Source organism: Stieleria sedimenti, from assembly GCF_025060895.1.
Classification (GTDB): Bacteria; Planctomycetota; Planctomycetia; order Pirellulales; family Pirellulaceae; genus Stieleria; species Stieleria sedimenti.
In genome coordinates, this window is sequence record NZ_JANZKV010000031.1 from 18500 (window position 1) to 42696 (window position 24197).

General features: G+C 57.5%; 23 protein-coding genes. 12 read left to right on the forward strand and 11 right to left on the reverse strand.

Annotated features, from left to right (window positions below):
* The first annotated feature begins 17 nt into the window (after nt 1-17).
* The 9 genes from NZK35_RS04095 to NZK35_RS04135 all read left to right on the forward strand — a co-directional run bounded on the left by NZK35_RS04095 (nt 18) and on the right by NZK35_RS04135 (nt 9225).
* The gene (locus NZK35_RS04095) at nt 18-2444 is read left to right on the forward strand and encodes a putative monovalent cation/H+ antiporter subunit A (RefSeq protein ID WP_259631324.1); all 2427 of its coding nucleotides are present in this window, start codon (nt 18-20) and stop codon (nt 2442-2444) included.
* A gap of 3 nt (nt 2445-2447) precedes the next feature.
* The gene (locus NZK35_RS04100) at nt 2448-2861 is read left to right on the forward strand and encodes a Na+/H+ antiporter subunit B (RefSeq protein WP_259631325.1); all 414 of its coding nucleotides are present in this window, start codon (nt 2448-2450) and stop codon (nt 2859-2861) included.
* A 5-nt stretch (nt 2862-2866) separates the two neighbouring features.
* Complete coding sequence (locus NZK35_RS04105; RefSeq protein WP_259631326.1) at nt 2867-3214, forward strand: Na+/H+ antiporter subunit C; 348 nt, start codon at nt 2867-2869, stop codon at nt 3212-3214.
* On the forward strand, nt 3211-4767 hold the full coding sequence (locus NZK35_RS04110; protein WP_259631327.1) for a Na+/H+ antiporter subunit D: 1557 nt from the start codon (nt 3211-3213) through the stop codon (nt 4765-4767). The genes NZK35_RS04105 and NZK35_RS04110 overlap by 4 nt, the downstream gene beginning before the upstream one ends.
* Nucleotides 4764-5237: a Na+/H+ antiporter subunit E gene (locus NZK35_RS04115; RefSeq protein ID WP_259631328.1), complete on the forward strand. Its 474-nt coding sequence runs from the start codon at nt 4764-4766 to the stop codon at nt 5235-5237. Before NZK35_RS04110 ends, NZK35_RS04115 begins: the two co-directional genes overlap by 4 nt.
* Complete coding sequence (locus NZK35_RS04120) at nt 5234-5563, forward strand: monovalent cation/H+ antiporter complex subunit F (protein ID WP_259631329.1); 330 nt, start codon at nt 5234-5236, stop codon at nt 5561-5563. The genes NZK35_RS04115 and NZK35_RS04120 overlap by 4 nt, the downstream gene beginning before the upstream one ends.
* The gene (mnhG, locus tag NZK35_RS04125) at nt 5560-5940 is read left to right on the forward strand and encodes a monovalent cation/H(+) antiporter subunit G (protein WP_259631330.1); all 381 of its coding nucleotides are present in this window, start codon (nt 5560-5562) and stop codon (nt 5938-5940) included. The genes NZK35_RS04120 and mnhG overlap by 4 nt, the downstream gene beginning before the upstream one ends.
* Before the next feature lie 207 nt (nt 5941-6147).
* The gene (gene ilvA, locus NZK35_RS04130) at nt 6148-7668 is read left to right on the forward strand and encodes a threonine ammonia-lyase, biosynthetic (protein WP_259631331.1); all 1521 of its coding nucleotides are present in this window, start codon (nt 6148-6150) and stop codon (nt 7666-7668) included.
* A 207-nt stretch (nt 7669-7875) separates the two neighbouring features.
* Nucleotides 7876-9225, forward strand: coding sequence for a Gfo/Idh/MocA family protein (locus NZK35_RS04135; protein WP_407699764.1), 1350 nt, complete (start codon nt 7876-7878; stop codon nt 9223-9225).
* Between the two features lie 178 nt (nt 9226-9403).
* On the opposite strand, the gene NZK35_RS04140 is transcribed toward NZK35_RS04135, so the two are convergent.
* From NZK35_RS04140 to NZK35_RS04155, 4 genes are all read right to left on the reverse strand, one after another.
* Nucleotides 9404-9643: a hypothetical protein gene (locus NZK35_RS04140; protein ID WP_259631333.1), complete on the reverse strand. Its 240-nt coding sequence runs from the start codon at nt 9641-9643 to the stop codon at nt 9404-9406.
* Between the two features lie 148 nt (nt 9644-9791).
* Nucleotides 9792-10601, reverse strand: coding sequence for a hypothetical protein (locus NZK35_RS04145; RefSeq protein ID WP_259631334.1), 810 nt, complete (start codon nt 10599-10601; stop codon nt 9792-9794).
* Nucleotides 10602-10705: 104 nt separating this feature from the next.
* Complete coding sequence (locus NZK35_RS04150) at nt 10706-11998, reverse strand: 3-keto-disaccharide hydrolase (RefSeq protein ID WP_259631335.1); 1293 nt, start codon at nt 11996-11998, stop codon at nt 10706-10708.
* 281 nt (nt 11999-12279) lie between these two features.
* Entirely contained in the window at nt 12280-13359 is a 1080-nt protein-coding gene (locus tag NZK35_RS04155) for a DUF3500 domain-containing protein (protein WP_259631336.1), read from the reverse strand.
* A 352-nt stretch (nt 13360-13711) separates the two neighbouring features.
* Here NZK35_RS04155 and NZK35_RS04160 point away from each other — a divergent pair, with 352 nt between their 5' ends.
* Entirely contained in the window at nt 13712-15478 is a 1767-nt protein-coding gene (locus NZK35_RS04160) for a sialidase family protein (RefSeq protein ID WP_259631337.1), read from the forward strand.
* Here the strand turns inward: NZK35_RS04160 and NZK35_RS04165 are convergent.
* Complete coding sequence (locus tag NZK35_RS04165; RefSeq protein ID WP_259631338.1) at nt 15475-15657, reverse strand: hypothetical protein; 183 nt, start codon at nt 15655-15657, stop codon at nt 15475-15477. The genes NZK35_RS04160 and NZK35_RS04165 overlap by 4 nt on opposite strands.
* A gap of 63 nt (nt 15658-15720) precedes the next feature.
* On the opposite strand from NZK35_RS04165, the gene NZK35_RS04170 reads away from it, so the two are divergent.
* Both NZK35_RS04170 and NZK35_RS04175 read left to right on the forward strand, forming a co-directional pair.
* The gene (locus NZK35_RS04170) at nt 15721-16473 is read left to right on the forward strand and encodes an MIP/aquaporin family protein (RefSeq protein ID WP_259631339.1); all 753 of its coding nucleotides are present in this window, start codon (nt 15721-15723) and stop codon (nt 16471-16473) included.
* 92 nt (nt 16474-16565) lie between these two features.
* The gene (locus NZK35_RS04175; protein ID WP_259631340.1) at nt 16566-18491 is read left to right on the forward strand and encodes a sialidase family protein; all 1926 of its coding nucleotides are present in this window, start codon (nt 16566-16568) and stop codon (nt 18489-18491) included.
* A 111-nt stretch (nt 18492-18602) separates the two neighbouring features.
* Here NZK35_RS04175 and NZK35_RS04180 read toward each other — a convergent pair whose 3' ends face one another.
* The 6 genes from NZK35_RS04180 to NZK35_RS04205 form a co-directional block, all read right to left on the reverse strand.
* Nucleotides 18603-19007, reverse strand: a complete 405-nt coding sequence (locus NZK35_RS04180; RefSeq protein ID WP_259631341.1) for a globin domain-containing protein — start codon at nt 19005-19007, stop codon at nt 18603-18605.
* Between the two features lie 83 nt (nt 19008-19090).
* On the reverse strand, nt 19091-20587 hold the full coding sequence (locus NZK35_RS04185) for a nitronate monooxygenase (protein ID WP_259631342.1): 1497 nt from the start codon (nt 20585-20587) through the stop codon (nt 19091-19093).
* 179 nt (nt 20588-20766) lie between these two features.
* Nucleotides 20767-21057: a GYD domain-containing protein gene (locus NZK35_RS04190; RefSeq protein ID WP_259631343.1), complete on the reverse strand. Its 291-nt coding sequence runs from the start codon at nt 21055-21057 to the stop codon at nt 20767-20769.
* A gap of 25 nt (nt 21058-21082) precedes the next feature.
* On the reverse strand, nt 21083-21826 hold the full coding sequence (locus tag NZK35_RS04195; RefSeq protein WP_259631344.1) for a molecular chaperone TorD family protein: 744 nt from the start codon (nt 21824-21826) through the stop codon (nt 21083-21085).
* Nucleotides 21823-22836, reverse strand: a complete 1014-nt coding sequence (locus NZK35_RS04200; RefSeq protein WP_259631345.1) for an ethylbenzene dehydrogenase-related protein — start codon at nt 22834-22836, stop codon at nt 21823-21825. The genes NZK35_RS04195 and NZK35_RS04200 overlap by 4 nt, the downstream gene beginning before the upstream one ends.
* A 12-nt stretch (nt 22837-22848) precedes the next feature.
* Nucleotides 22849-23976 (reverse strand): 4Fe-4S dicluster domain-containing protein, encoded by a 1128-nt coding sequence (locus NZK35_RS04205; RefSeq protein ID WP_259631346.1) that lies wholly within the window; start codon nt 23974-23976, stop codon nt 22849-22851.
* Nucleotides 23977-24197: the final 221 nt, after the last annotated feature.

The window sequence follows — 24197 nt, forward strand, 5'->3', positions numbered from 1 at the left end:
CCCCACGAGGCGAACTGATGCTCTTGTGGTTGTTGGCCATCCTGATCGCTGCTGCCGTCGCACCGACGGTGAACCGAGTCGTTGGTTCGATGGATGGAGTTACGTTGGGGGGATGGGTTCTGGCCGCTGTGCCGGCGGGCGTGTTCATCGCGCTGTTGACGCTGTGGCCGTCGGTAGTGAACCAACAGGATGTGTCGGTTTTTGTGGATTGGGTTCCGGCACTCAATCTTGCCGTGTCGCTGCGGTTGGACGGTCTGAGTCTGCTGTTCGGCTTGATGGTCACCGGTATTGGTGCGCTGATCCTGGTCTATGCGGGAGCCTATTTGAGAGGCGACGATCGGCTGGGTCGCTTGTGGATGCTGTTGCTGTTGTTCATGGCCGCCATGCTGGGGCTGGTTCTGGCCGACAACTTGTTGACGCTGTTTATTTTCTGGGAACTGACCAGCATTACGTCGTACCTGCTGATCGGTTTCAACAGCGACCGTCCTGAATCACGAGCATCCGCATTGCAGGCGCTGCTGGTGACCGGCGGTGGTGGATTGGTGCTGCTTCCCGGTTTGATCTTGCTGGGTTTGGCAGGCAACTCCTTTGAAATCTCGGCCTTGCTGACCAGCGCCGAACAGATCCGAGAGCACTCGTTCTATCTGCCGATGTTGGTTCTGATTCTGGTCGGCGCGTTCACGAAGTCGGCGCAGTTTCCGTTTCATTTTTGGTTGCCCAATGCGATGGCAGCTCCGACGCCGATCAGCGCCTACTTGCATTCGGCCACGATGGTGAAGGCGGGTGTCTATCTGATCGCGCGGCTGCATCCGATTTTGGGCGGGACCGCGGAATGGTTTTGGATAATTGCTTCGGTCGGCGCGATCACGATGTTGCTCGGAGCGGTGCTGGCGCTACGGGCGACTGACCTGAAGCAAATTCTGGCCTATGCCACCATCAGCGTGCTGGGAACGCTGACCCTGTTGCTGGGAATCGGGACGGAAGCCACTTTGGTTGCCGCTTTGGCGGTGCTGGTGGCTCATGCATGCTACAAAGGCGGCTTGTTCATGGTGGCCGGTGCGATCGATCACTCCGTGCATCAGCGCGATGTTCGTGAACTCGGCGGACTCAGGATGGCAATGCCTGCCACGTTCGCGGCGGCCTGCCTGGCTGGCTGTTCAATGGCGGGCGTCTTGCCGACGTTCGGCTTTATTGCCAAGGAAACGTGGTACGAATCAATCGGCCATGTTGCCGGCAACGGTTTCCTGGCTGCGTCGATACTGGCCAATCTTGGTTTGGTTGCGGCTGTGGGATTCGTCTGTGTCAAGCCGTTCTTCGGAAGACGAACCGAAAGCACCCATCATGCGCACGAGGGTGGTCCGGCGATGTGGGGACCACCTGTCGTGCTGGGCATCGCTGGACTGGCGTTGGGATTGTTGCCGACACGCATCAGCGAACTGTTGGCCGCCGGAAGTGGTGCGATCGCGGGGCGAGCGGTGCCCGTGCATTTAGCGTTGTGGCACGGAGTCAACGTGACGCTGCTGTTGTCGCTGCTGACTTTGGCGGGAGGGGGAGCGTTGTACTGGATACTGCGTCAAGGGCAACTGCATCGGCTGAAACCCTACTTCTACTTTTTCGAGGGTGTCATGCAGTATGGGCCATCGCGGGTCTATCATTGGCTTCTGCGTACCGTCAATCAGTTCGCTCGCGGTCAAACGGCGATGCTGCAAAACGGCTACTTGCGATTCTACTTGTTCACGATGGTCGGCCTCACCGTTGCCAGTGTGTGGATGGCGTTGGGGGGCGAATTGCATTCGCACCTGAAACCGATGCCACTGGATGTTCGCGTCCATGAAGTCCTGTTGGCTTGCCTGATTCTCGCCGCGGCGGTCGTGGCGGTTCGAGCGACGACCTGGTTGCTCGCGGTCGGGGCACTTGGAGTCGTGGGTTACTGCGTCGCGGGGATCTTTGTGTTGTTTGGTGCCCCGGACCTGGCGATGACGCAGTTCGTGATCGAAACGCTGACGGTCGTTCTGTTTGTGATGGCATTTTCACGGCTGCCCGATTTCCGCCGCCTGACATCCGTTGCCACGCGTGGCCGAGACGCCTTGATCGCCGTGGTGGCGGGGGCGACGATCACGGTGTTATTGCTGTTCGCCATGACCGTCCGTTCCAGTCATCCCATCTCGGATTATTACCTCGCACACAGCGTCTCCGAAGCACACGGTCGCAATGTGGTGAACGTGATTCTGGTGGACTTTCGAGCGCTCGATACACTCGGAGAAATCACTGTACTGGCGATTGCGGCGATCGGTGTGTATTCGCTGTTGTCACTGCGGCCTTCCAAGCAGGCTGACGGAGAGGGCGATGCTGCGGATGGGGCGGCAGGCTCATTCAAAGAAAGTTCCCCCGAGACGCGGCACGACAGCGCAGCCGGTCACGCCTCTCAGCCGGAGGGAGCTTGAACGATGGATTCCGTCATTCTGAAGACCGCGATTCGATTCCTGTTGCCGTTGTTGTTGTTGGCGTCCGTGTTTCTGTTCCTTCGCGGTCACAACGAACCGGGCGGCGGTTTCGTGGGCGGTCTATTGGCCAGCGGCGCCATTGCGCTTTACGCGATGACACACGGTGCGGCTGCCGCACGTCAGGTCGTTCGGCTGCCGCCTCGCTTTCTGATTGGTGCGGGGCTGCTGTTTGCATTGGTCAGTGGAGTGGCGCCCCTGTTCTTTGGCCGACCTTTTCTGACAGGGTTGTGGACCAAGATCACGACCGAAGGCCTGGGGGAACTGCACATCGGAACGCCGCTGTTGTTCGACCTCGGCGTTTATTGCGTGGTAACGGGAGTCACGCTCGTCTTCGTCTTTTCACTCCTTGAAGAATAACCGGCATGGACATTCTCTTAGCGATCACCGTCGGCGGACTTTATGCGGCAGGCATTTACATGATGCTGCGCCGAAATGTTGTGAAGCTGCTGATTGGACTCGGCCTGCTCAGCCACGCCGCCAACCTGCTGCTCTTCACCGCGGGCGGGCTGGTTCGCGGTCGTGTCCCGGTCGTTCCAGACGGCGGAACGTGGCCGCTGGTGATCGTCGCCGATCCGTTGCCCCAAGCCCTCATCCTGACTGCCATTGTGATCAGTTTCGCGGTGTTGGCATTCGCTCTCGTTCTGATCTACCGCACCTACCAAACGCTGGGGACCGAAGATCTGGACGAACTGAAGGCGACCGACACATGAATGCTCAGGCTGTCGTGATTCTGCCGATCGCACTGCCTCTGGCCACGATGGTGATGCTGTTGCTGTCGTTAAAATCCATCCCCGCGCAGAAACTCATCGGCGTGGTCGGTTCGGCGTTGCTGCTGCTGTCGACCGCAACGCTGGCGTGGTTGGTGGATCGCGATGGGATCCTTGTCTTGCAAGCAGGAAACTGGCCCGCACCGTTCGGTATCACACTGGTTGCCGATCGGCTGAGTTCGATCATGGTGTTGTTGGCAGGCTTGATGGTTTTCGCAGTGTCGGTGTATTCGCTCGCGTCGGTTGACAACAGCCGCGTGCGTTTTGGATTTCATCCGCTGATTCAGCTGTTGCTGATGGGGGTTTGCGGAGCGTTTCTGACGGGCGATTTGTTCAATCTGTATGTGTGGTTTGAAGTCATGCTGATTGCTTCGTTCGTTCTGCTCACGCTCGGTGGTGAGCGAGGGCAACTGGAAGGAGCGATCAAGTATGTCACGTTGAACCTGATTTCATCTGCCGTGTTTCTGGCGGCCATTGGGGTGATCTACGCCGCGACCGGAACGCTGAACATGGCGGACCTTGCTCTGAAACTTCGTAGCTTTCCTAACGAAGGCACCGTGTCCGTGCTGTCGATGCTGTTTCTCATCGCGTTCGGAACCAAGGCCGCTGTGTTCCCACTGTTCTTCTGGCTGCCCGCGTCTTACCACACTCCGCCGGTCGCCGTGTCCGCGATCTTCGCCGGATTGCTGACGAAGGTCGGGGTGTACTCGCTGATTCGAGCGTTCACGCTGCTCTTTGTGACCGATCTGGAGTTCACTCACAACCTGCTGCTGCTGATCGCCGGACTGACGATGGTGACGGGCGTGTTGGGAGCGATGGCGCAGAACGAAGTCCGTCGCATCCTGTCGTTTCATATCGTCAGCCAAATCGGCTACATGGTGATGGGGCTGGCATTGTTCACGCCGCTGGCACTGGCCGGTACCGTTTTCTACATCATTCACCACATCGTTGTGAAAACGAATCTGTTTCTGATCGGTGGAGTTGTTGAGCAGCGGTTTCGAACCGGGCGTCTTGAGCGGATCGGTGGGCTCTATCGCTCGGCCCCGGTGCTGGCAACCGTGTTCTTTCTGTCAGCGATGTCGCTGGCCGGAGTTCCACCTCTGTCGGGCTTCTTCGCCAAACTGACGTTGATCCGAGGCGGGCTGGAAGCGGAACGCTACGCCATCGTTGTGGCTGCGCTGGTGGTGAGTCTGTTGACGTTGTTTTCGATGACGAAGATTTGGTCCGAGGCGTTTTGGAAGCCACCGCCGGGGGATGCGGTGACGGATGTGTCCTCCAGAAATCGTTCCAGGACAGGCCGAGCTTGCCTTTACGGACCGACGATTCTGCTGGCGTCGATCACCGTGGGAATCGGCGTCATGGCGGGGCCGGTGATGAATGCTTCCATGGCGACCGCCGAACAACTACTCGATCAAAACGCCTACATCAATGCCGTGTTGCCGGACGGGCCGACCGGCCAGGTGCCTGCCGTCTCTCGTGAAAGGAGAAGTCCATGAAGCACTTCTTTTTCAATGTCTTTTTGGCGCTGGTCTGGGCACTGGCCAGCGGACGGATCTCTCTGCTCAGCCTGACGATCGGGTTCGTCCTAGGGTACGGTGTCTTGTGGTTTGCACAGCCGTTGATGGAGCCGTCTCGATATTTCCAGAAACTGCCAATCGCCATTCGGTTCTTGGGTTTCTTCATTTGGCAATTGCTGCTTTCCAATCTCCGCGTGGCCTATGACGTCATCACGCCTCATCTGTACATGCGGCCGGGGATTGTCGCGGTGCCGCTGGACGCGACCAGCGATCGGGAAATCACCTTGCTGGCGAATCTGATTACGCTGACACCGGGCACGCTGAGTCTTGATTTGTCCGACGATCGACGCACGCTGTATGTGCATGCGATGTTTGTGGACAGCCCCGACAGTGTCCGGGACAGCATCAAGAACGGCTTCGAACGACGTTTATTGGAGTTGATCCGATGATGCTGGACTGCGCTGCAACTGCTGGTGCTGCGGCCTTCTCCGTGTTGGCATCGGCGGCAGGGGTGAACCTCACCGCTCAGATTTCGCTGGTGGTGCTGGTGATCGCACTCGGCCTAGCGTTTCTTCGGCTGGTGCTGGGGCCGTCGCTTCCCGATCGTGTGGTGGCGCTTGATCTGGTCGCCTCGCTGCTGGTCGGGCTGATTGCCGTCAGTGCGGTGGAAACCGGTGACGTGATCTTTCTGCGGGTGGCGATGGTGGTGGCGTTATTCAACTTTGTCGGGACGATCGGCTTCTGTTGGTATCTGCAACGGGAGACTGGCCGATGAATGACGTGGTGACGATCGTGCTGCTGATCACCGGCACCGCCTTTGCTCTGCTGGCGTCGGTTGCTGTCGTACGAATGCCAGACCTGTACACACGCATGCACGGTGCCACCAAGAGTGCCACTCTGGGCGTCGGGTGCACGATTCTCGCCGCCGCCGTTCAATTCGCCGACATGGAAACGACGACCGTCGCAATTCTCGTCATCGGGTTCATCTTCCTGACGACGCCGGTGGCCGCTCACATGATTGGAAGAGCCGCCCACCAACAAAAGGTTCCGAAATGGAGCGGCACAGTTGTCGATGAGTCACCGTTGGCGGATTCGGCAAGCGATGCAAACGAGGACGGCGAACCGCGTTCGTGCGGAGACGGCCCACTGTGAAACCACCAAGTCGCAGCTGGCAAGACGCCCCGCGTCATCGAGGCGAACATCCGTCGTTTCGTTCGATCCAGACGCTCGCCCCATGCGGGGCGGTGGAAAGGTTGGTTGTTTGGCGACCCTGTTTCAGTATAGTCTGATTCGTCCATTCGATTTCACGTGTCGGCACGACCAGCGAGCGGATTTCCCGCCAACGCCATCAAGAGCGTCATGCAGAAAACTCTACGCGACTACTTGCAACGTATTCTCAACGCTCGTGTTTATGATGTGGCGGTGGAGTCGCCGCTGGAGCGTGCCCCGAAATTGTCGGCACGACTGTCTAACCACGTCTGGTTGAAACGAGAAGACACGCAGCCTGTTTTCAGTTTCAAGCTGCGCGGAGCCTACAACAAAATGGCGCGACTGTCGCCCGATGAGCTAGAGCGGGGCGTGGTTTGTGCCTCCGCAGGCAACCACGCACAAGGGGTCGCGTTCAGCGCTCGGCGACTCGGGTGCCACACCGTGATCGTGATGCCTGTCACGACACCGAAGCTGAAATCGGATGCGGTGAAAGCACTCGGTGGCAATGTGGTGCTGCACGGAGAGAGCTATTCTGATGCCCACGCCCACGCACTCGAATTGGCCGAGCGTCAGCATTTGGTGTTCGTCCATCCGTTCGACGATCCCGACGTGATCGCCGGGCAAGGCACGATCGGGATGGAGATTTTGCGTCAGCATCAACATCCGATCCACTCGGTGTTTGTTGCCATCGGGGGCGGCGGACTGATTTCGGGTGTCGCGGCCTACGTCAAAGCCGTCCGGCCCGAAATCAACGTCGTCGGCGTCCAAATGGAGGACTCTGATGCCATGATTCGCTCGGTTCGCGAAGGCAAACGCATCAAGCTGGACGACGTGGGACTGTTTTCCGATGGCACCGCGGTGAAGTACGTCGGTGAGGAAACGTTTCGGCTGACCCGAGCGTTGGTCGATGACTTTATCACCGTCGACAGCGATTCGGTCTGTGCGGCGATCAAGGATGCTTTTGAGGATACCCGCAGCATCTTGGAACCCGCCGGGGCGATGGGGATTGCCGGCATGAAAAAGTACGTCGCGCAGCATCAACTGACCGACGAAACGCTTGTCGCCATTACCTGCGGCGCCAACATGAATTTTGATCGCTTGCGGTTCGTCGCCGAGCGAGCGGAAGTCGGTGAAGAACGGGAAGCTCTGTTCGTCGTCACGATCCCGGAAGAACGGGGCAGTTTCAAACGACTGTGCGAAGTGATCGGCCATCGCAGCGTGACGGAATTCAGTTACCGCATGGCAAATGCAGAACATGCACACGTGCTGGTGGGGCTCGCAACAACCGACCGGAAAGAAGCCGAAGCGATCCGCTCGGATCTCGCGGACCAAGGATTTGCATCGATCAATTTGGTCGACGATGAACTTGCCAAGCAGCACGTCCGTTATATGGTCGGCGGACGGAGTCACCACAGCGGTGATGAGCAGTTGTACCGTTTCGAATTTCCTGAACGCCCCGGTGCGCTGATGCGATTCCTGTCCAGCATGCATCCCAATTGGAATATCAGCCTGTTTCACTATCGCAATCAAGGCGCCGATTACGGTCGGATTCTGGTCGGGATCCAGGTTCCCGAGGACGACCGCGATGCATTCAAGGATTTCATTTGCAACCTTGGCTACCGCTGTGCCGAAGAAACCCAAAATCCGGTCTATCATCTGTTCCTGTGTTGACGGTGCCAAGTTCTACGTCGAGGGAACGCAAAGCATCACTCGCTCATTCGACACGCTCCAAAAGCGTCCATTTTGTTGTGACGCGTGCTTGGGCGAGGTAGGATGTGGGCTCCGCGAACGAAGGGTTTCTGCAAAGCGATGCTCTGAAGACGTGCTGCCTCCCACCTTCGCCAGAAAATTTCCTCCCCATCCAACCCGCCTCGGAAAATGGCCATGCCCTCCTTTCCCACCCGCCGCTCGTTCCTAAAGTCAGCTACCGTGGGTAGCGCGGCAATCGGCCTGAACGCCCTTCAATATTCGCGAGTTTACGGCGCGAACCGACGACTGGGGATCGCCAGTGTTGGAACTGGCGGCAAAGGCTGGAGCGACTTAAACGGTGTGGCCGCCAGCCCTGATGTGGAAGTCATCGCGCTGTGCGATATCGACAGCTCCGCCAAGCATCTTGGTCAAGCTGCAGAGAGGTATCGATCGGCGAGGCAATACGACGACTGGCGAAAGCTTCTTGAGGAGTCAAGTGACATCCACGGCGTGTTGGTGTCGACACCCGATTTCATGCATGCGCCGGTTTCGATGGCCGCCATGCAACTCGGAAAACATGTGTTCTGCCAAAAACCTCTGACGCACACCGTCTACGAAGCGAGGCAGATGCGAAAGGCCGCCGCGAAGTTCAACGTCACGACGCAAATGTGCAATCAGATCCAATCCCATTCCGCCTATCGCACGGCGGTGCACATGGTTCACACCGGTATGATCGGAAAGGTAAAGGAAGTCCATTCGTGGCAAGGAGGACAACCGTCCTGGCCAAGGAACATCCCTAGACCGAAGGGCAGCGATCCCGTACCCGAGCATGTCCGCTGGGACCTTTGGCAGGGTGTTGCATCAGAGCGTCCCTTCAAGCTTGACATGTACCACCCGTTCAATTGGCGTGGTTGGCAAGCCTACGGGACCGGACAACTTGGAGATTTTGGATGCCACATTTTGGATCCCGTTTTCAAATCGCTCAAGCTGATGTCACCAACCAAACTCATCGTGGAGGCGCCGACACTGCTTTCGGAGTCTTGGACGGATCGCGCGACGGTGTATTACGAGTTCCCCGGCACCGAGTATACGCTTGAGCCCACGCTGCGCGTCACGTGGTACGACGCGGCGGGGGTGTTGCCGCCGCGAGAGAGATTGGGGGATGTGCCCGCGGACTATAAGCTCCCGAAGGCAGGCTCGGTTCTTGTCGGCGAGAAAGGATCGCTGGTCATTCCGCACGTGGCGATGCCCACGATTTTTCCAGAAGAGAAATTTCCCGCGAAGGAACTGCCCGTTATTGATGGGGTCGACCACTACACGCAGTGGGCCGATGCCTGCATGGGAAACGGGAAAACCACTTCGCACTTCGACTACGCCGGACCGCTGACCGAGACCGTGTTGCTGGGAACCATCGGCATCCGATTTCCGGGGCAAGAGCTCGCTTGGGATGCCGACGCTCTCACGATCACCAACCATGCTGAAGCGCAACAGTGGGTCACCAAGCCTTATCGAAAAGGCTGGGAACCAACCTGGATCTAGTGCTCCATGAGTTTTTAAATTGAAGAAGCCGCGAAAAAGCGGGACGGGTTGGAACTGGCGGAGCAATGAAGTTACCAGTGAGCCCACGGATGGCAGCGCGAACCCACGGATTTTGGCACCCTGTCATCCGTGGGTTCACGCTGCCATCCGTGGGTGTTGTTTTTGATCGTTAGCCCGCTTACCGCTGTGGTAACTTCGGTGGTGACACCGTTCGCTCGGCGAGATACACCTGCACCGCGGAGGCGAGGCTGGCGCCGACCGCCCGATAACCCGTTGTCGTGCTCTTCGGTGAATTCCAAATCGTTTCCAAGCACAAGCTCACGGTGTCCGCGTTTCCATTCATGCTGACCCAATTGGCGCTGATCTGTCGCCAAAGCGGATGATAATTGGATCCGGTCACTTTGGGCTGCCGACTCATCGGGATCATGGGTTTGATCTGACTGATTTTTGCATAGGCAAGATCGATGAACTGGTCGCGAAGACTGTCAGCGGTTCATCGGCTCGACATCGATGAGATGCATGCGAAAGGCAAGCGACTGCCAGCAAGACAACAAACGCTCGATGATTCATGGGAGGTCTCGGTTTGAATGGAAAACCCGCATGAAGACGACTTCATGGCGGGCGCGAACGATTCCCAACAAGATACCCGAATCATCGTGGTCCCAGGCGATTCCTTGGCCTGCAATCGGTGCCGGCACCGTGACGATATGCTTGAGTTCGCTCTCGTCGGCCGATACGTCCAGGACATAGAGTTCCCCGTGGTCATGTCCGGTCACGAACAGTCGTCCATCAGGTCCGAACGCGCCACCGGAATTGCTGTTGGGCAGAAAACGCTGAATCACCGATTCGGGGAACGACCACTCGCCTGTCTCGGTCCAATCGTCGTCATAGCGAACCAGCTTGGTGTGGCGGACTTCGGCATCACCATAAAAGGCGAACACGATCCACCACGCTCCCTGATGCCGATCGATCCAATTGATCGCTCCCTGTGTTTCGGAAAACAGCTTTGATTCGAGGTGTTTTAGAGTCTTGGCCTCAAAAATCTCGATGGTGTTCTTGAGGGGTTTGGTTGGCCAGTTGGAATTTGCACAATAAAGACGCCCCTCGACGACCACGCCGCTGTTGAGATGCTGGATCCCAGAGTTTTCAGGTGCCTGCCAGCGAACAAGTTGCTTCGCCGACTGCTTGTCATAGCGAGCGATCGTGCGGTTTGAAATGGCGTAAAACGACGGCGCATCGACGGCCACCGCTTGGTGCGCTTCTGCGATGCTCACGCGTCGCAGCGGCTGGACCGAAAGATCGGCCGCTGAGAGGTTCGCTTGCAAGACTGCCCAAGCGAGCGTGAGAGAGAATCGACCGATCGATTGTTGAACCATGCTGATGCCGCAAGAAGAAATTGAACTGGTTTGGTCACCCGGCGGATGACCCCATTTCTGCATCAAGCCGAAGGTGATTGACGTAGGGACAGAGCCGAGTGGTTTCAGGGTGTTCGATCGATGAGCTTCATCATGTCATCGGTGATGGGCATGACTTCAAAGTCTTTGAAGAACATTTCGCAGTCGGTGCCACCGTGCATCTGCAAGCCGAGCTTGCCCGTCTTCTCGCACGCTTCGTCGATGAGATCTGACGTGCAGAATCCGTTAAGCGTCTGAACCAGGCGGTCGCCGTACGCTGCGGTGCAGGTCGTGTTCCACTGTCCGTCCTTGTTGCGGACCTTTTCGACGAACTCGTCGTTGGTCACGATCCAACCGCGTCCGGGAATCGTCTTGCCGTCGATGATGCCGGCGGTGTGCCAGAGCGCAGAGTCCTTGCCGTTGTTGGCGATTTCATTTTGAAATCCACGCAGGACCCACGGGGCGCTCGTTTCTTCGGCGCGGAAATACAAGGCGCTGTTGCCGCCTTGCATCCGATACGTGACGCGAGCGATGAAGTTGTCGTAGTTCTTAGTGGAAATGACAAGCCCGTCCTTGCCCTGGCTCTTGGAATGGACACCATGCAGAACGCCGTCCTCGGTGAAGGACCATTCTTCTGGGAGAACGAACTTGGCATCAGCGAGTTGGTAGCTGCCGTCGTCTGCTTTGACAAAGAACGGTTCCCACTTGCTCTCGCCCAAGTCCTTCACGCGGATGTTTCTCCAGGCGACGGACCCGGATTTTCCAGCGTGAATCTGTAGTCCCAGAAAACCTTTCATCGAGAAACTGTCAAATAGATCGACGACCAGCTTGCCGTTCAGCCAGGTCTTGATGGACGGTCCGACGCACTGGATTTCCACCTCGTTCCATTCACCGTCCCGGCAGCTTGCCTGAGCAGCGTCAAGGCGATCCTGCGGAGTGTAGGCATCGAGCCAAATGACGCCATGTTGGTGGCCGCGACGCCCTTCGTCGTAGATGCGACCGGTCATGTCGCCGCCGGGACGCATTTCATACTGATAGCCGTAGACACGTTGGCCACCGCCTTCCGGGCGTGCGGCGGAGCGGAACTGGACGCCTGAATTGCCGGCTTCAAGAAATTTGTATTGCAGCTTCAGCACGAAGTTTCCAAATTCCTTTTCCGAACAGAGGAACGTGTTGCCCGGTGTGTTCGGAACGCATTTCCCGACGATTGATCCATCTTCGACTGCGTACTCCGCCGACCCACCGCGTTTGACCCAGCCTGCCAAGTCGACGCCGTTGAACAGGGAAACGAATCCCTCCTCGTCGTCCGCCGCCGACGCGGGCACATTCAGGGGCGCCAAAAGCCCGATCATCATCGTCGCTAAAATAGGAACTCTCATCGTTGTTACTCTGGAAATTGGGATGGGTGATTGGGAATACTGTCTCCGGACGCTCGGATTGCGGAGTGTTGAGACAAATCTACGGCTGGCTTGATCAAGAAGTGGAGGATGACGACTTGGCGGCTCAATCGAGTTTGTCGCCTTGGGGCATCCGATCGATCCACTCGGCATGATGTTTTTGGATCGTCTCTCAGCTGAGTTTTCATTTGAAGCAGAAGACGATGGCAGGATGAAGGTTGGAGCTTCCCGACAAAAGGCGTGACGCAACCGACGCTGGCGAGCTACCGTTCGTTCTGGTGGTGCGGGCTTTCCAGTAGGTGCTTCTTCAGCAGGTCGTCACCGTAGTCGTTACCTGGTTCACGAAACACGGTGTGAATATGATTGACGGGACCGGAGTTGCGTCCTGGAGGAAAGTGGTTGTCAAACTCGATGATCACGGTGGGGCCGTGGATTCGGTAGTAATAAGGCTTGCCCTCGGCCGTGCCAGCCCAGGCAAAATGAATCTTGTCCAAGCCTGATTTCAAGATTCGATCCAATTGGATGTGAGCGATGTTGTGTTCGTAGTTGTGAACATATTCGTCAATCAGTGACATCAGGAGGCGTCGCTGGGCGGCGTTCAGTTCCGATGCCGGCAAGCCCGTTGGGGTTTTCAATTGATCCCCACGCGTCGGACCGGTGACCACGTCGCGGGGGGCCACATTGTCGATGATTGCTTTGGCTCGCTGTTGATCGTTCAGTGACGCGAAAAGCCGTTTTCCTTTTTCATCTTCCGCGTTTTGGACCATCCAGCCCGAGTACGTCCCCTCGGGCAGCCTGGCAGGATCCGAGCCCATGAATGCAGGTCGGACGGAAACTTCATCGCCAACGACCGTGACGTTGAGCGCGAGGTGATGGCCGTCTAATTGCCATCCCCACGAATCGTCCTTCGCGGGATCGCCGAAGAGACCGATCCAGTAAAGGTCATGCCCAAACATCGGTGTATTGTTGGGGCGGCGCTTCTCGGCCAGACTCTTGAGGATCTCATCAAGATGCATGATCCCGGTTGTTTTCAGATAGCCCTGGCTACTGAGGGTGCTTTGCAGCAATTGATGTGCGAGCGTCCGTTGTTCCGGTGACATCTCCTTGAAACTGACGCCTTCCCGTTTAAACGAAGTGGACGGGAGATTGCTCCACGCCCGACGCTCTTTGTCGTCGAGCGGGAACATGGCCTGCTTTCGCAGTTCCGGGCTGAGACCTTCGAGGAAGGCAACCGCGGATTGACGCATCTCGGTGACGGGAGCCTTGTGTTTCTCCTTTATCTCCTGAGCATGTGCGACTGTGATGCAGGCAAAAAGGTACGCGGCGAGAGAGAGTCGTTTCATCTTCGGATTTCCTTGGAGCCTGGTTTTGGAAAACGGTACCCAACAAGCTTCGGCAAAAAGTAAGTGTATTCGAAAAGACTTTAATCATCATGATACTGCCACTCGCGTCGTCCCACATCCGCTTTCCCGCTAGGTTCGTTGCCGAGAAGCAGACATTTCGTACCATCTGGACCAAGTGTTCGACATCGCGGACAGGATTGTCTGTCTGCCTGACGGAGGCTGTGTTCAGTTCAAGGCCGCAGGGTCAATTGACGCGTGACGAGTTGATCCGCAGGATGGTGGGCATCCACGCGATCACTTGCATCCAGCCATAAACACCAAACCCGACCTACCAAATATGGGAAACCGCTTCGTGCCTTTTACCCAACCTATAGAGTTAAATGCCATCAATGCCGCATTGGCGAATTGCTGTTCCGTTTCGGGTCGGCTCGTCACGCGGTTCATTCTCCTGACCACTGCGATGCTTGCCTCGGCCGCCATCAGCTTCGGGGTGGAGAATCCTGCCGATTCACCCGGCGGAAAAAAAACAGCGATTGCGGGGGATGGTGGGCGAGGGGGTGAACAGCGATTGCCTGACAGCTCGGCGGGGCCTCCGGTTTGCCTGAGCGCAAACAACCTGTCGATCGCCACGGGCCAGCCTTCGCAAGTGCTCATGTCGAGTGGCTCCACGCACATCCCGGTATGGTCATTGTCGGGTTCCACGGTGGGACAGTCTGTCGCCGGACTCGTGTCGGGGTTACCGAGAGGGTGCGCCGCAGTGAAGGTTGAGATCGTCGTGACCACGACGGATGAGTCGACGAGCCCGATGGATGAGGACGTCTATCGATGCCACCTCTCGCAGATGGTGGAGGGTGCCGCCTTCACGTCCCGGTATGTGCTGGGAACGCCCGTGCGGACGTCGCTCCCAGCCGCACCGCTCTACACGCGAACCATCGTCCTGGAGTCCTACTATCCGGTGGATCCGAACGCGCCCCTGTGGGTGCGTATTCAACGGGAGCCTGGCGATCCCGCGGACTCGTTCACCCACCCCACTGGCCTGGCAATGATCAAGGTGACACCGCTGAACGCGCTGCCAAGGGCGCATGTCGTGCAGAACGTACGCGGCTATAACTCATGGCCGATGATTCAGGCCATCGGGGAGAAACTGGTCTGCGTGTACAGCCGAGGCTCGGCGCATACGATCGCCGAAGACGCCCGCGCCGTTTACGCACGCACATCCATCGATCACGGAAAAACATGGACGAAGGAAACGGTCGTCGCCGACACGCCAAACGATGGCGAGGTCGCCATCGGGAAGGGCTTGGATTCCGCGGGGGCGATGCTCCTCTGGGTGCGTCGAATCGGATCGAAGTGGAACCACGACCTTTACCGCAGCACCGATGGTGTGACGTTCTCGCTCGTGGCGACGCCGAAGCTCGCCGTGATGCCGATCCAGATCACCGACATCTTCGAAGTCCCAACCGTCGGGCTCATGGCACTGTGGTTTGCAGGGGACTACGGCGACGATGGCCCGAGTCACTCGTGGGGCACGCTGGCCAGTCGTGATGATGGCGCAACCTGGACACAGGCCACCATCGAATCCGAACTGACCAAACCGCAGTGGCCGACCGAGCCCTCTGCGGTCTATCTTGGCGATGGTAGGATCCTGGCAGTCGCACGGACAGAACAGGGGGGCATTTCAACAGCACGGTCTCAATTCCAAATGGTCTCAACTGACTATGGTGCGACGTGGACGCGGACGCAAACAAACATCGGCGAGGTCGTCGCTTCCACGCCGAGCCTGGTCCTTGACGCCGAAACCGGTTTGCTGAGCAACTACTACTATCAGCGTGGGCGGGGGATCCTTCGTCGTCGAGTCGTCGATCCAGATTGTGTGTTCGACAATCCGCTCAATTGGCCCGATTCGGAGGCCGTCGCCACCGGCAGTCGGGTCACATTCGATGCGGGCAACGTGAACGCCACCGCGATCGGGGGCACACACCACCTCGCCTTTTACTCTGGCGAGGCTTCTGACACGGCAATCTTGGTAACAGTGCTTCCGGCACCGACCATCGACTCAGCCTCGCCGATGCCCTGCGATACGTCCAACGATACTGATTCGGATGGTCGGCCTGATTAGTCGGCATTGCTGACCGAAGTCAAGCAACTGACTGACGCCAGCATCGCGAACCCCATTAAAAAACCTTCCCCGTTTTCCTTTCCGCCGGCGACACTTCGCTCGCTCGAAATGCTGAGCAGACAAGCTGCTACCATGATGGCTGCAAACGTGCGCTGAGTGATGACGAGCGGGTCAGGCATGTTGTCGTCTCCGATGTGGGTTATGTTAGTCGAACGAATCAACGACGAACAAGGAGTCTTCTGATGTCGGCCTATACTGCTGAAGTGATTGGAACCATGATGCTGGTTCTGTTTGGCAATGGCGTGGTGGCGAACGTTGTTCTCGCCCGCACCAAGGGAAACGATGGCGGCTGGATTGTGATTGCGGCAGGTTGGGGCATCGCTGTGTTCATCGGGGCATTCTGTGCCAGCGAGTTCAGTGGAGCGCACCTCAACCCGGCGGTGAGTGTCGCGATGGCAGCGGCCGGAAAACTGAGCATCGTTGACGCCGGTGCTTACATCGTGGCTCAATTCATTGGAGCGATTCTCGGGGCGGCACTGGTCTATTTGTTTTATCGCGAACACTTTGACGTCACCGAAGACGCTGATGCCAAACTTGCGTGCTTTTGCACCGCCCCGAACATTCGCAAGTTGGGACAAGCGTTCTTTTGCGAAGTTGTCGGCACATTCGCCTTGATCCTGCCCATTTTCCTGATGGCGACACCGAGCCTGATTCAAGGTGAAGCACCGTCAGATTCCGACCCGGTGTTAGGACTTGGTTCACTCGGGTTGTTGCCCGTTGGCCTGCTTGTTTTCGGAATCGGTTTGTCTCTCGGTGGAACCACCGGGTATGCGATCAACCCGGCTCGTGACCTGGGGCCACGTCTGGTGCATGCCCTGCTGCCCATCAAGGGCAAACGCAACAGCGACTGGAGTTACGCGTGGGTCCCCGTGATGGGACCATTGCTGGGCGCAGTGCTGGCCGCGCTGCTGTACCGCTATGTGCTGTCGAGTTAGCCTTGCCCGTTTTACGTTCGAATTATACAGAGTCCGCCACGAGCCAGTGGCTCATTGTTCAGACTTCAACATCATCATAGGTCGTTCGCTTCATGTTCCATCGACGCTACTTCGTCACGTCACTCGTCATCGGATTTGCGTTCTCGTTCTCGGTTTTACCCGCGATGTCTCAGGATGCGGGATCCGAGGATCTCAGCTTGAACGCAGTGAAATGCGAGGGTGACTATCAACATCATTTACAAGGTGTCTGTACCGACGACACGGCGGCGATCTTCTGGTCCTTCACGACCGAACTGGTGAAGACTGATCGACAGGGCCGAGTGCTGAAAACAATCCCTGTTGCGAACCATCATGGCGACCTGTGTTTCAAGGACGGAAAGATCTACGTCGCGGTAAATCTGGGACGGTTCAACGATCCCAAAGGCAACGCGGATTCGTGGGTGTATGCTTACGACGCCAATACCCTGGATCTTGTGGCCGAGCACGAAGTTCAGGAAGTGTTTCACGGTGCGGGGGGGATCGGCACGACGGATGGCCACTTCTATGTGGTGGGGGGACTGCCCGACGGTGTGCAAGAAAACTACGTCTACGAATACGACGCCGATTTTCAGTTCGTGAAACAGCACACCCTCCAAAGCAAGTGGACACATCTGGGCATTCAAACCGCCACGTTTCACGACGGGGCCTGGTGGTTCGGCTGCTACGGATCACCGGCGATTCTGTTGAAGACCGACGCCGGCTTCAATCTCATCGGGCGTCATGAGTTCAATTGCTCGTTGGGAATCATTGGAGTCGGTCCAGGTCGGTTGATGTTTGCCAAAGGTCCAAGGAATGCAGCCGGCCGCCACATGGGTTCGCTGCATCTGGCGCGTCCCGATGCAACTCGGGGACTCGTGGAAGTGTCCACGGCGGCCGGGACTGAGCAGAGACCACCGCAAGGCGTCGCGCCGGGAATCGAAAAGCCGCTACTGATCGCTCCTCGGCCCGGAAACGGCCGCAACAGCGAAGGCGATTTCATCCAGCTCAAAGACGGACGTCTCCTGTTGGTGTACTCGAAATTCACCGGTACCGGGGACCATGCTCCTGCCGAACTCGTGGGGCGATACTCGTCCGACGGTGGCGAGACCTGGGGTAGCGATGATGTACCGATCATCGCTCGAACAGGTCGCGACGCGAATCTGATGTCCGTCTCGCTGCTGCGATTGGCCGATGGCCGAATCGCACTCTTCTACGTTCGCAAGTACGACAGTCCGGATGGCTCGAAGTATCCGTATCTCGATCACATTCTGATGCGGACCAGCACCGACGAAGGCCAGACCTGGTCCGAACCGACGTACGTCGTGCCGGAGAATCAGCCTGGTTATCGCGTGCTGAACAACGACCGAGTCATTCAACTCAAGAGCGGCCGTTTGGTCGTGCCGCTGGCTGTCCACTATTTGCCGGGTCGGCCGGGGTTTCAGAGTTCCGCTGAAATGGTTTGCTATTTGTCTGATGATCAAGGGGCGTCGTGGCGGGCCAGCACCAGCACGCTGAAATCAGAACTGCTGGCTCAGGAACCGGGCGTGGTGGAATTGAAGGACGGAACGCTACTGATGTTTTGCCGCAGCCGCGATTGTCAGCTGGTTGCGCGCAGCGAAGATGGCGGCGACACCTGGTCGCCGCTAACGCGATCCTCGATCGCCCAGCCCACTGTTTCGCCCGCATCGATCGAGCGAATTCCTGAAACGGGTGATTTGCTGCTGGTGTGGAACAACGGCAACGATCCGCTGGCGGCACTCAAGCCGGTCGGCCGTCGTCCTTTCACCGTTGCGATTTCCAAAGATGATGGAGCCACTTGGCAACACATTCAAAACATCGGTGCCGATCCGAAGGGCTGGTACTGCTACACCGCGATCGAGTTTGTCGACGACCATCTGCTCTTGGCCCACTGTGAATTTCCCGGGCTAAATTCGCTTCAGATCACACGCGTGCCCGTCAGTTGGCTGTACAAATCGAACGAAGATCCGCAGCAGAAATAGAAAACGCTGAAAACGGATCGAGACGAGAGTTCGGCGGGCGGTTGCTCAGCCTGCCGATCCGCAGACGAAAAAGGGGGAGGGAGAAATCGTGTCCGCCCCCCTTCCGCTTTTTTAGTAGTGCGACTTCATCAAGTCGATTCCTGGCTGCATCGCGTCCCTCCATTGCTGTTCAACTTCCGGGGTGAATTTTGGATCATGCTCCCTGACGGCGCGACACAGTGCGTTGATCCACAGTTCGTACATCGGCGGCGGGATGTCCAAATGATCACGATCATGACGCACGGCCAATTGTTCGATTTCCTCACGAACATGCGACTGACCTTGGCTGAACAGTATCATCACCAGCAAGGATTCTCGCAGCATTAATTTCTGATGCGGAAAATCTGTATGACGAAATTTGGATGCGACTTCCGACGAACTCGCCATCAACGTTTCATAAAACGAATCCACGAACCCGCCACCGTGCATGCAGCGGTGGTAGCTGGCCGTCACCGGGTCAAGGCTGTTTGGAATCATGTTTCACTCGGCTGGTGTTCACGAATGATTGATGCTAGCAGCACGGTCGGTAACCGTTTGCGTTCCACGCTGGTCCCCCCGTTTTAAACGATTGTACTCTCCACGCGAGACGCACTGAGCAGACAGTTCACGACATCAGCCGCTGTGTAGCTCGTCGCGTTGTCCGATTCGAGAAATTGTGTGATGCCGGCGACATCGTTGCCGCAGGTAACTAACGGCTGCTCCTGCCGGTCGCCGCTACGACGCTGCGGAATTCCGATGCTCGCCATCAAGCCGTTGCAAACGCACTTGCGACCGACGGTGTCGTCCCTCTCGCCGCCTTTGCGCAAGTATGACTTGATCGGTTCACCGGGGCATCGCCAACCAACGTTGCCGTCGGGTTTGCGGTAGCCTTGGCGAAGAAACCCCAGATCACACACACGTTGACGCTGCTGGAAGACCGCCTGGTCGGACAATGAGCCCTCGATCTGAAAAACCTTGAAGGGGAATCCGGTTGGCGACGCGAGGGGATCGGTTACCACATCGGCTTTGCCGTCGCGACATTGGCTGATAATCCGTTCTTTGATGTCGCTGCGAAACCCCGACTGCTTGCAGAAGGCGAACGCCGTTCCGACTTGCACCCCCGTCGCTCCGGATTCAATTGCCTCGCGAACTCGCTCCGGTGAACCGTACGAGCCGGCCAGCCAAAATGGCAACCCCAGCGCTGCGATCGCATCCAGGTCCACTAAGTCGCGTGCTCCATACACAGGTTCACCGCGATCGTTTAGGCCCGACTTTCCTCGCGGCGGTGCGTTGTGTCCGCCTGCGGTCGGTCCTTCGACGATGAATCCATCGACGCGACCACTGGATTTTCGTGCCAACATCGTCGCCAACGTCGCAGAGGCAACGATGGCCAGAAATTTTGGACGATGGAGCCAAGGGATCTCCCCGCCACCAAACTCGATCGGATCAAAGCGGCTGACGAAATCATCGTCACGTTGTGCGCCGACGATGTGCAGAGGCAACTCGACTGGCAAGCCGTCTCGCAGTCGATCCAAGATGCCAGGGATCGCTCTTGGGATTCCCGCCCCCATCAACACATAATCGACGTCTGCCAACATCGCGCCGAACAATGACGGGAGTGTCGGCGTTTGGATCTTTTCCAAATAGTTGATTCCAACCAGCCCGTCATGATCTTCTTTTGCCAAATAAACTTCGACAAAGTTGGCGATCACCACCAATTCCAGTTCGGCTTGCGTGGGCTGATGCGACAAGACCATCGTGGTTGCATGTGCCGCACCGTCGGTAAGTCCGCCTTCAATGAAATAGCGATCCAGGATCCGCTGCGCCATGGGTGGATACGGGAACTGCGCCAGGGCGCGACGCATGTGCCCACCGGCATCGCCGAGTTGCAGTCGACGCACCAAGACCGCGTCAATTGCAGTGCCAGAGACAACACCGAGTTGCCCCGTTTGGGAAACCGATCGAGCCAGTCTCCAATCGGATACCGCGACTCCCATACCACCCTGGATAATGATCGGCTCGGCTTGGCTGGCGGGATCCTGGCTGACGGGATCCTGACTGACGGGATGATCGTTCATGGAACTTGCTCCGTGCTTGAGAGGACTTCATCTGCCAGTGCTGCCGGCGAGATGGTTGTAAATCCATTTTATCACTTGCCGTCTCAACGTCACCTTCAATTAAGTCTCCGTTGTGTAAGCCTTTCGTCACGATTCGGTGACGCTCACAAAACGATCGATAGGTTTCGCCGTCACCCACGCTATGTCTTGCTCAATACTTGTTCAAACTCCTGCGTGTCAAAAACTTGCAAGGTGCGAGTGCGAACGTTGCCTTTTTGGGCAAGTGACAATAGCAGCGATGCACCGACTGTTTCATTCGGCACCTCCAGGACGACGCAGCCGTCGACATCGCCCACGGCCCAGTATTGCGAAACGAGTTTTCCGCCGGCTGCTTCGACGCTATGGCGGAAATCGACGGCGCGTTTGATGGTATCACCGACATTGCGTATGCCTTGGTCGGTGAAATTGAGCAGAGTCAGATATCGAACCATGTGTCTTCCCTGGAAACGGAGCGGTTTAGTGAGATCGAATTTGGTGCAGGTCTGGGGCGCCGCATTCATACGGATCGTCGGGGTCGACGATCGGTGTCAGGTGATTGTCGGGCAACAAATCTGATGGCCATTGGTGTCCATCGGAAAGCGTTTGCCAGAGCACGAATATCCACTGCGAGACCGCGGCGAAGTATTCGACATGAGTTGCTTCGCACATTTGCCAACATGCTGCCGGTAACCAGTCGTGCATGTGGTCGCAAGCGAAGCCCGACAGTGCCTGCATCACGGTTTGGCGAGACGGTTCGTCGGATGCTTGTGATGCCATTGCCAACATCATCGCGACGAATTCGAGTTGGCACAGCAAGTGGTCGGGACGCTCACCTTGCACCGTGCTGCCACGGAAACCGAAAGCGTGATAAAACCCGCTCAAATCGCCGAGGATCGTCCCCTTGTCGCGACGGATGTAGGACGCTTGATTGAGCGGACAGGCTTGCGCGCCATCGAATAACCTCCAGTATTCGTCGGACCAGTCTTCGTAACTGAGTTGGTTCGCACAGCGGACCACTTCAGCAAGTGCAGAGCGTGGACTGGGGCGGTTTGCAGCTTCATCGGAAATTTCCGCGGCATCGCCCAAGGCATAACGCAAGAGTTCGTCATACGGCTCCGCCTGATCGCCTTCGGCCGGAAAGTCCCACTGGGGCCGCAGCATCTCAACCGTCAACAAGACCAGGTCGGCCTGCGCGGCCAGCGTGACAGAGCGTTCGTTCACGGATCAATCCTCATCGGTATCCAGTTGGTAATGTTTTTGCGTCCGCCGCGATTGCCGGCCGTTCCGTCCCAGACCGCAAATGCGATCAGCTGTTGGCCGGGGTTTTCGTTGAACCGGGCGATCAGCGGATCAGCAGTCTCGATGGGCCGGTCGATCACGACGTACCAAATCCCGTCACGCCACGCACCGCGACCGCGACTCGGCGTCTGGCCGATGTGGGTCGCGCTGCCGAAGCCATGGGCCGTCAGTTCTTCCACCGGGTTCTTGCGGTCAAAGTCGGCCATCGGGTTGCCGGCCGATGAGGCAATCATGTATTGCTGGGCTTGGGGGTCACGAAACGATTTTTGCATCGTGAATGGTTTCTCGCCCGTGGCGAACCAATACAGATCGGCATCGGAATTCGGGTGTGTTTTGGCCCAGTCTTGAAAACCTTCGTCCACGTCCTTCTGCCACGTCGCTTTCCAGTGCAACATTCGGACCGGCATCTTGGGGCCACCCATCGTGTACGGCGCGCCCTCGCTGAGAGGAAATTGCATCGCCACGGCGTCTGAGAATTGCCCGACATCACTTTGGTCCGCAATTTCGGGCTTGTCCCAACTCAATCGCCACACGTAACGTTGATCGTCATGCACGGCTTGGACACGCACGTTGGTGATCGAACCGGTTTGCAGTACCGGTGGTGCGACTTGCTGCGGCAGCATGGCGACATCGGCAACCGTGATCTTGTTCCAGAACGGGTCGAGCGGATCGTCGGTCGTCGGAGCAGTCGCAACCTTGCTGATTTTGATTTCCGGTAGCGCTACTTCAGCGGTGGGCGTCGTCCCGACCGCTGGCGACGCGCCGGGCATTGCCGACGCAGCCGAATCAAGGCTCTCACCAGCAGCCGGAACGACGACCACGACCGGCCGCCGGGTGACGATGAACAGGGTGGCGATCATCACAACCAAAATCAGCAGCGCGCCGCCGACAATGCCCATCAACATTCGGTTGTTGTCTTGTTTACCGTTCATCTCTGTGCTTCCCTATGCCGTGTTGTGTCGGTACGCATCGTTCTTCTCGTCGTAGTGTTTGCGGAAATAGTTCGGTTCGGTGAACGGAACGCGAACGACTTCCACATCATCCACGTCCCAGCCCACTGCTTCATCGCCTTGCACTTCATATCGCGTGATGATCCGTGGACTCGCACCGAATAACATCAACGCGCCGAGCAGCTGTTTGTCGTCCTTCAAGTTGCGATACATCTCCTTCGCTTCCTCCACCCCCGGACCGAACAACTGTTCCAGGAACGGGTCCGGCACATGGACGGGAGGGATGTAGAACACGTTCGGTCCGGTGCCGAATTGTGGATAGCACGGCAGTGCTAGCTTGCGAATTTTGACGATGTAGTCGAGCGGATTGTCTTCGCGTGGTTCCTCCTGGGTCGACAGGAAACCGTGCATTCGGATTTTTCCGATGCATGATTCGACACACAGCGCCACGTTCCCTTGCTCCACTCGCGGGAAGCAGCCAATGCATTTCTCGCTGGCTCGATTGATGACATTGAAGAACACTTTTTTGTACGGACAGGCTTTGATGCATTCCTGGTATCCTCGGCAGCGTTCTTGATCGACCAGGACAATGCCGTCTTCTTCACGTTTGTAGATCGCCTTGCGGGGGCAGGCGGCCAAGCACGCGGGACTGTCACAGTGGTTGCAGATGCGCGCCAGATAGAACATCCAGCCGTTGTGGGTGCCGTCGAAGTGCGACCCCATGTCGATCATTTCTGACAAATCATCTTCGCCCAAGTTGGGCGACGAGTAATCACGTTCGGTGGGCAGATGACCGGCCGGTGGTTTGCCTTCGCCGTCCTTTTCAAAGATCGTGATCGAATGCAGTTTTTTGCCGTCCCAGGTCGTGTCGCCCTGGATCTCCATCAGTTTGCTGTCCCACGCCTGCGGATAGCCGCCGTAAGGCTTGGTTTCAACATTGTTCCAGAAGATGGTTTCTTGCCCCTTCCCACTGGTCCAACAGGTCTTGCACGCGACCGTGCACGTTTGGCACTCGATGCACTTGTTGGTGTCGAAGACGTAAGCGACCTGTCGCTTGGGCGGCGGCGCGTCGTAGGGGTACTCTTGCTCGCGTCCGATGTGCCAGTTGAATCGTTTGACCATGGTTCGCTTTTCCGTTTCGGTTTTGCCTGTGAGCCGTAAACGCTAGCCTCGTGGCTCGATTTCTTGTTCGCCGTGTCACCAGAGCCCGCGGCTAGCGCCCAATGTCACTTACTTTGGCGGTAAACGGGAGGCTTTTGTTAGCGGCAGGGCGCGAGCCCTCCGGTCTTTCAAGGTCAAACCGGACGGCTCGCGCCGTTCCGCTACGTCCCTCAGTGCCAAAG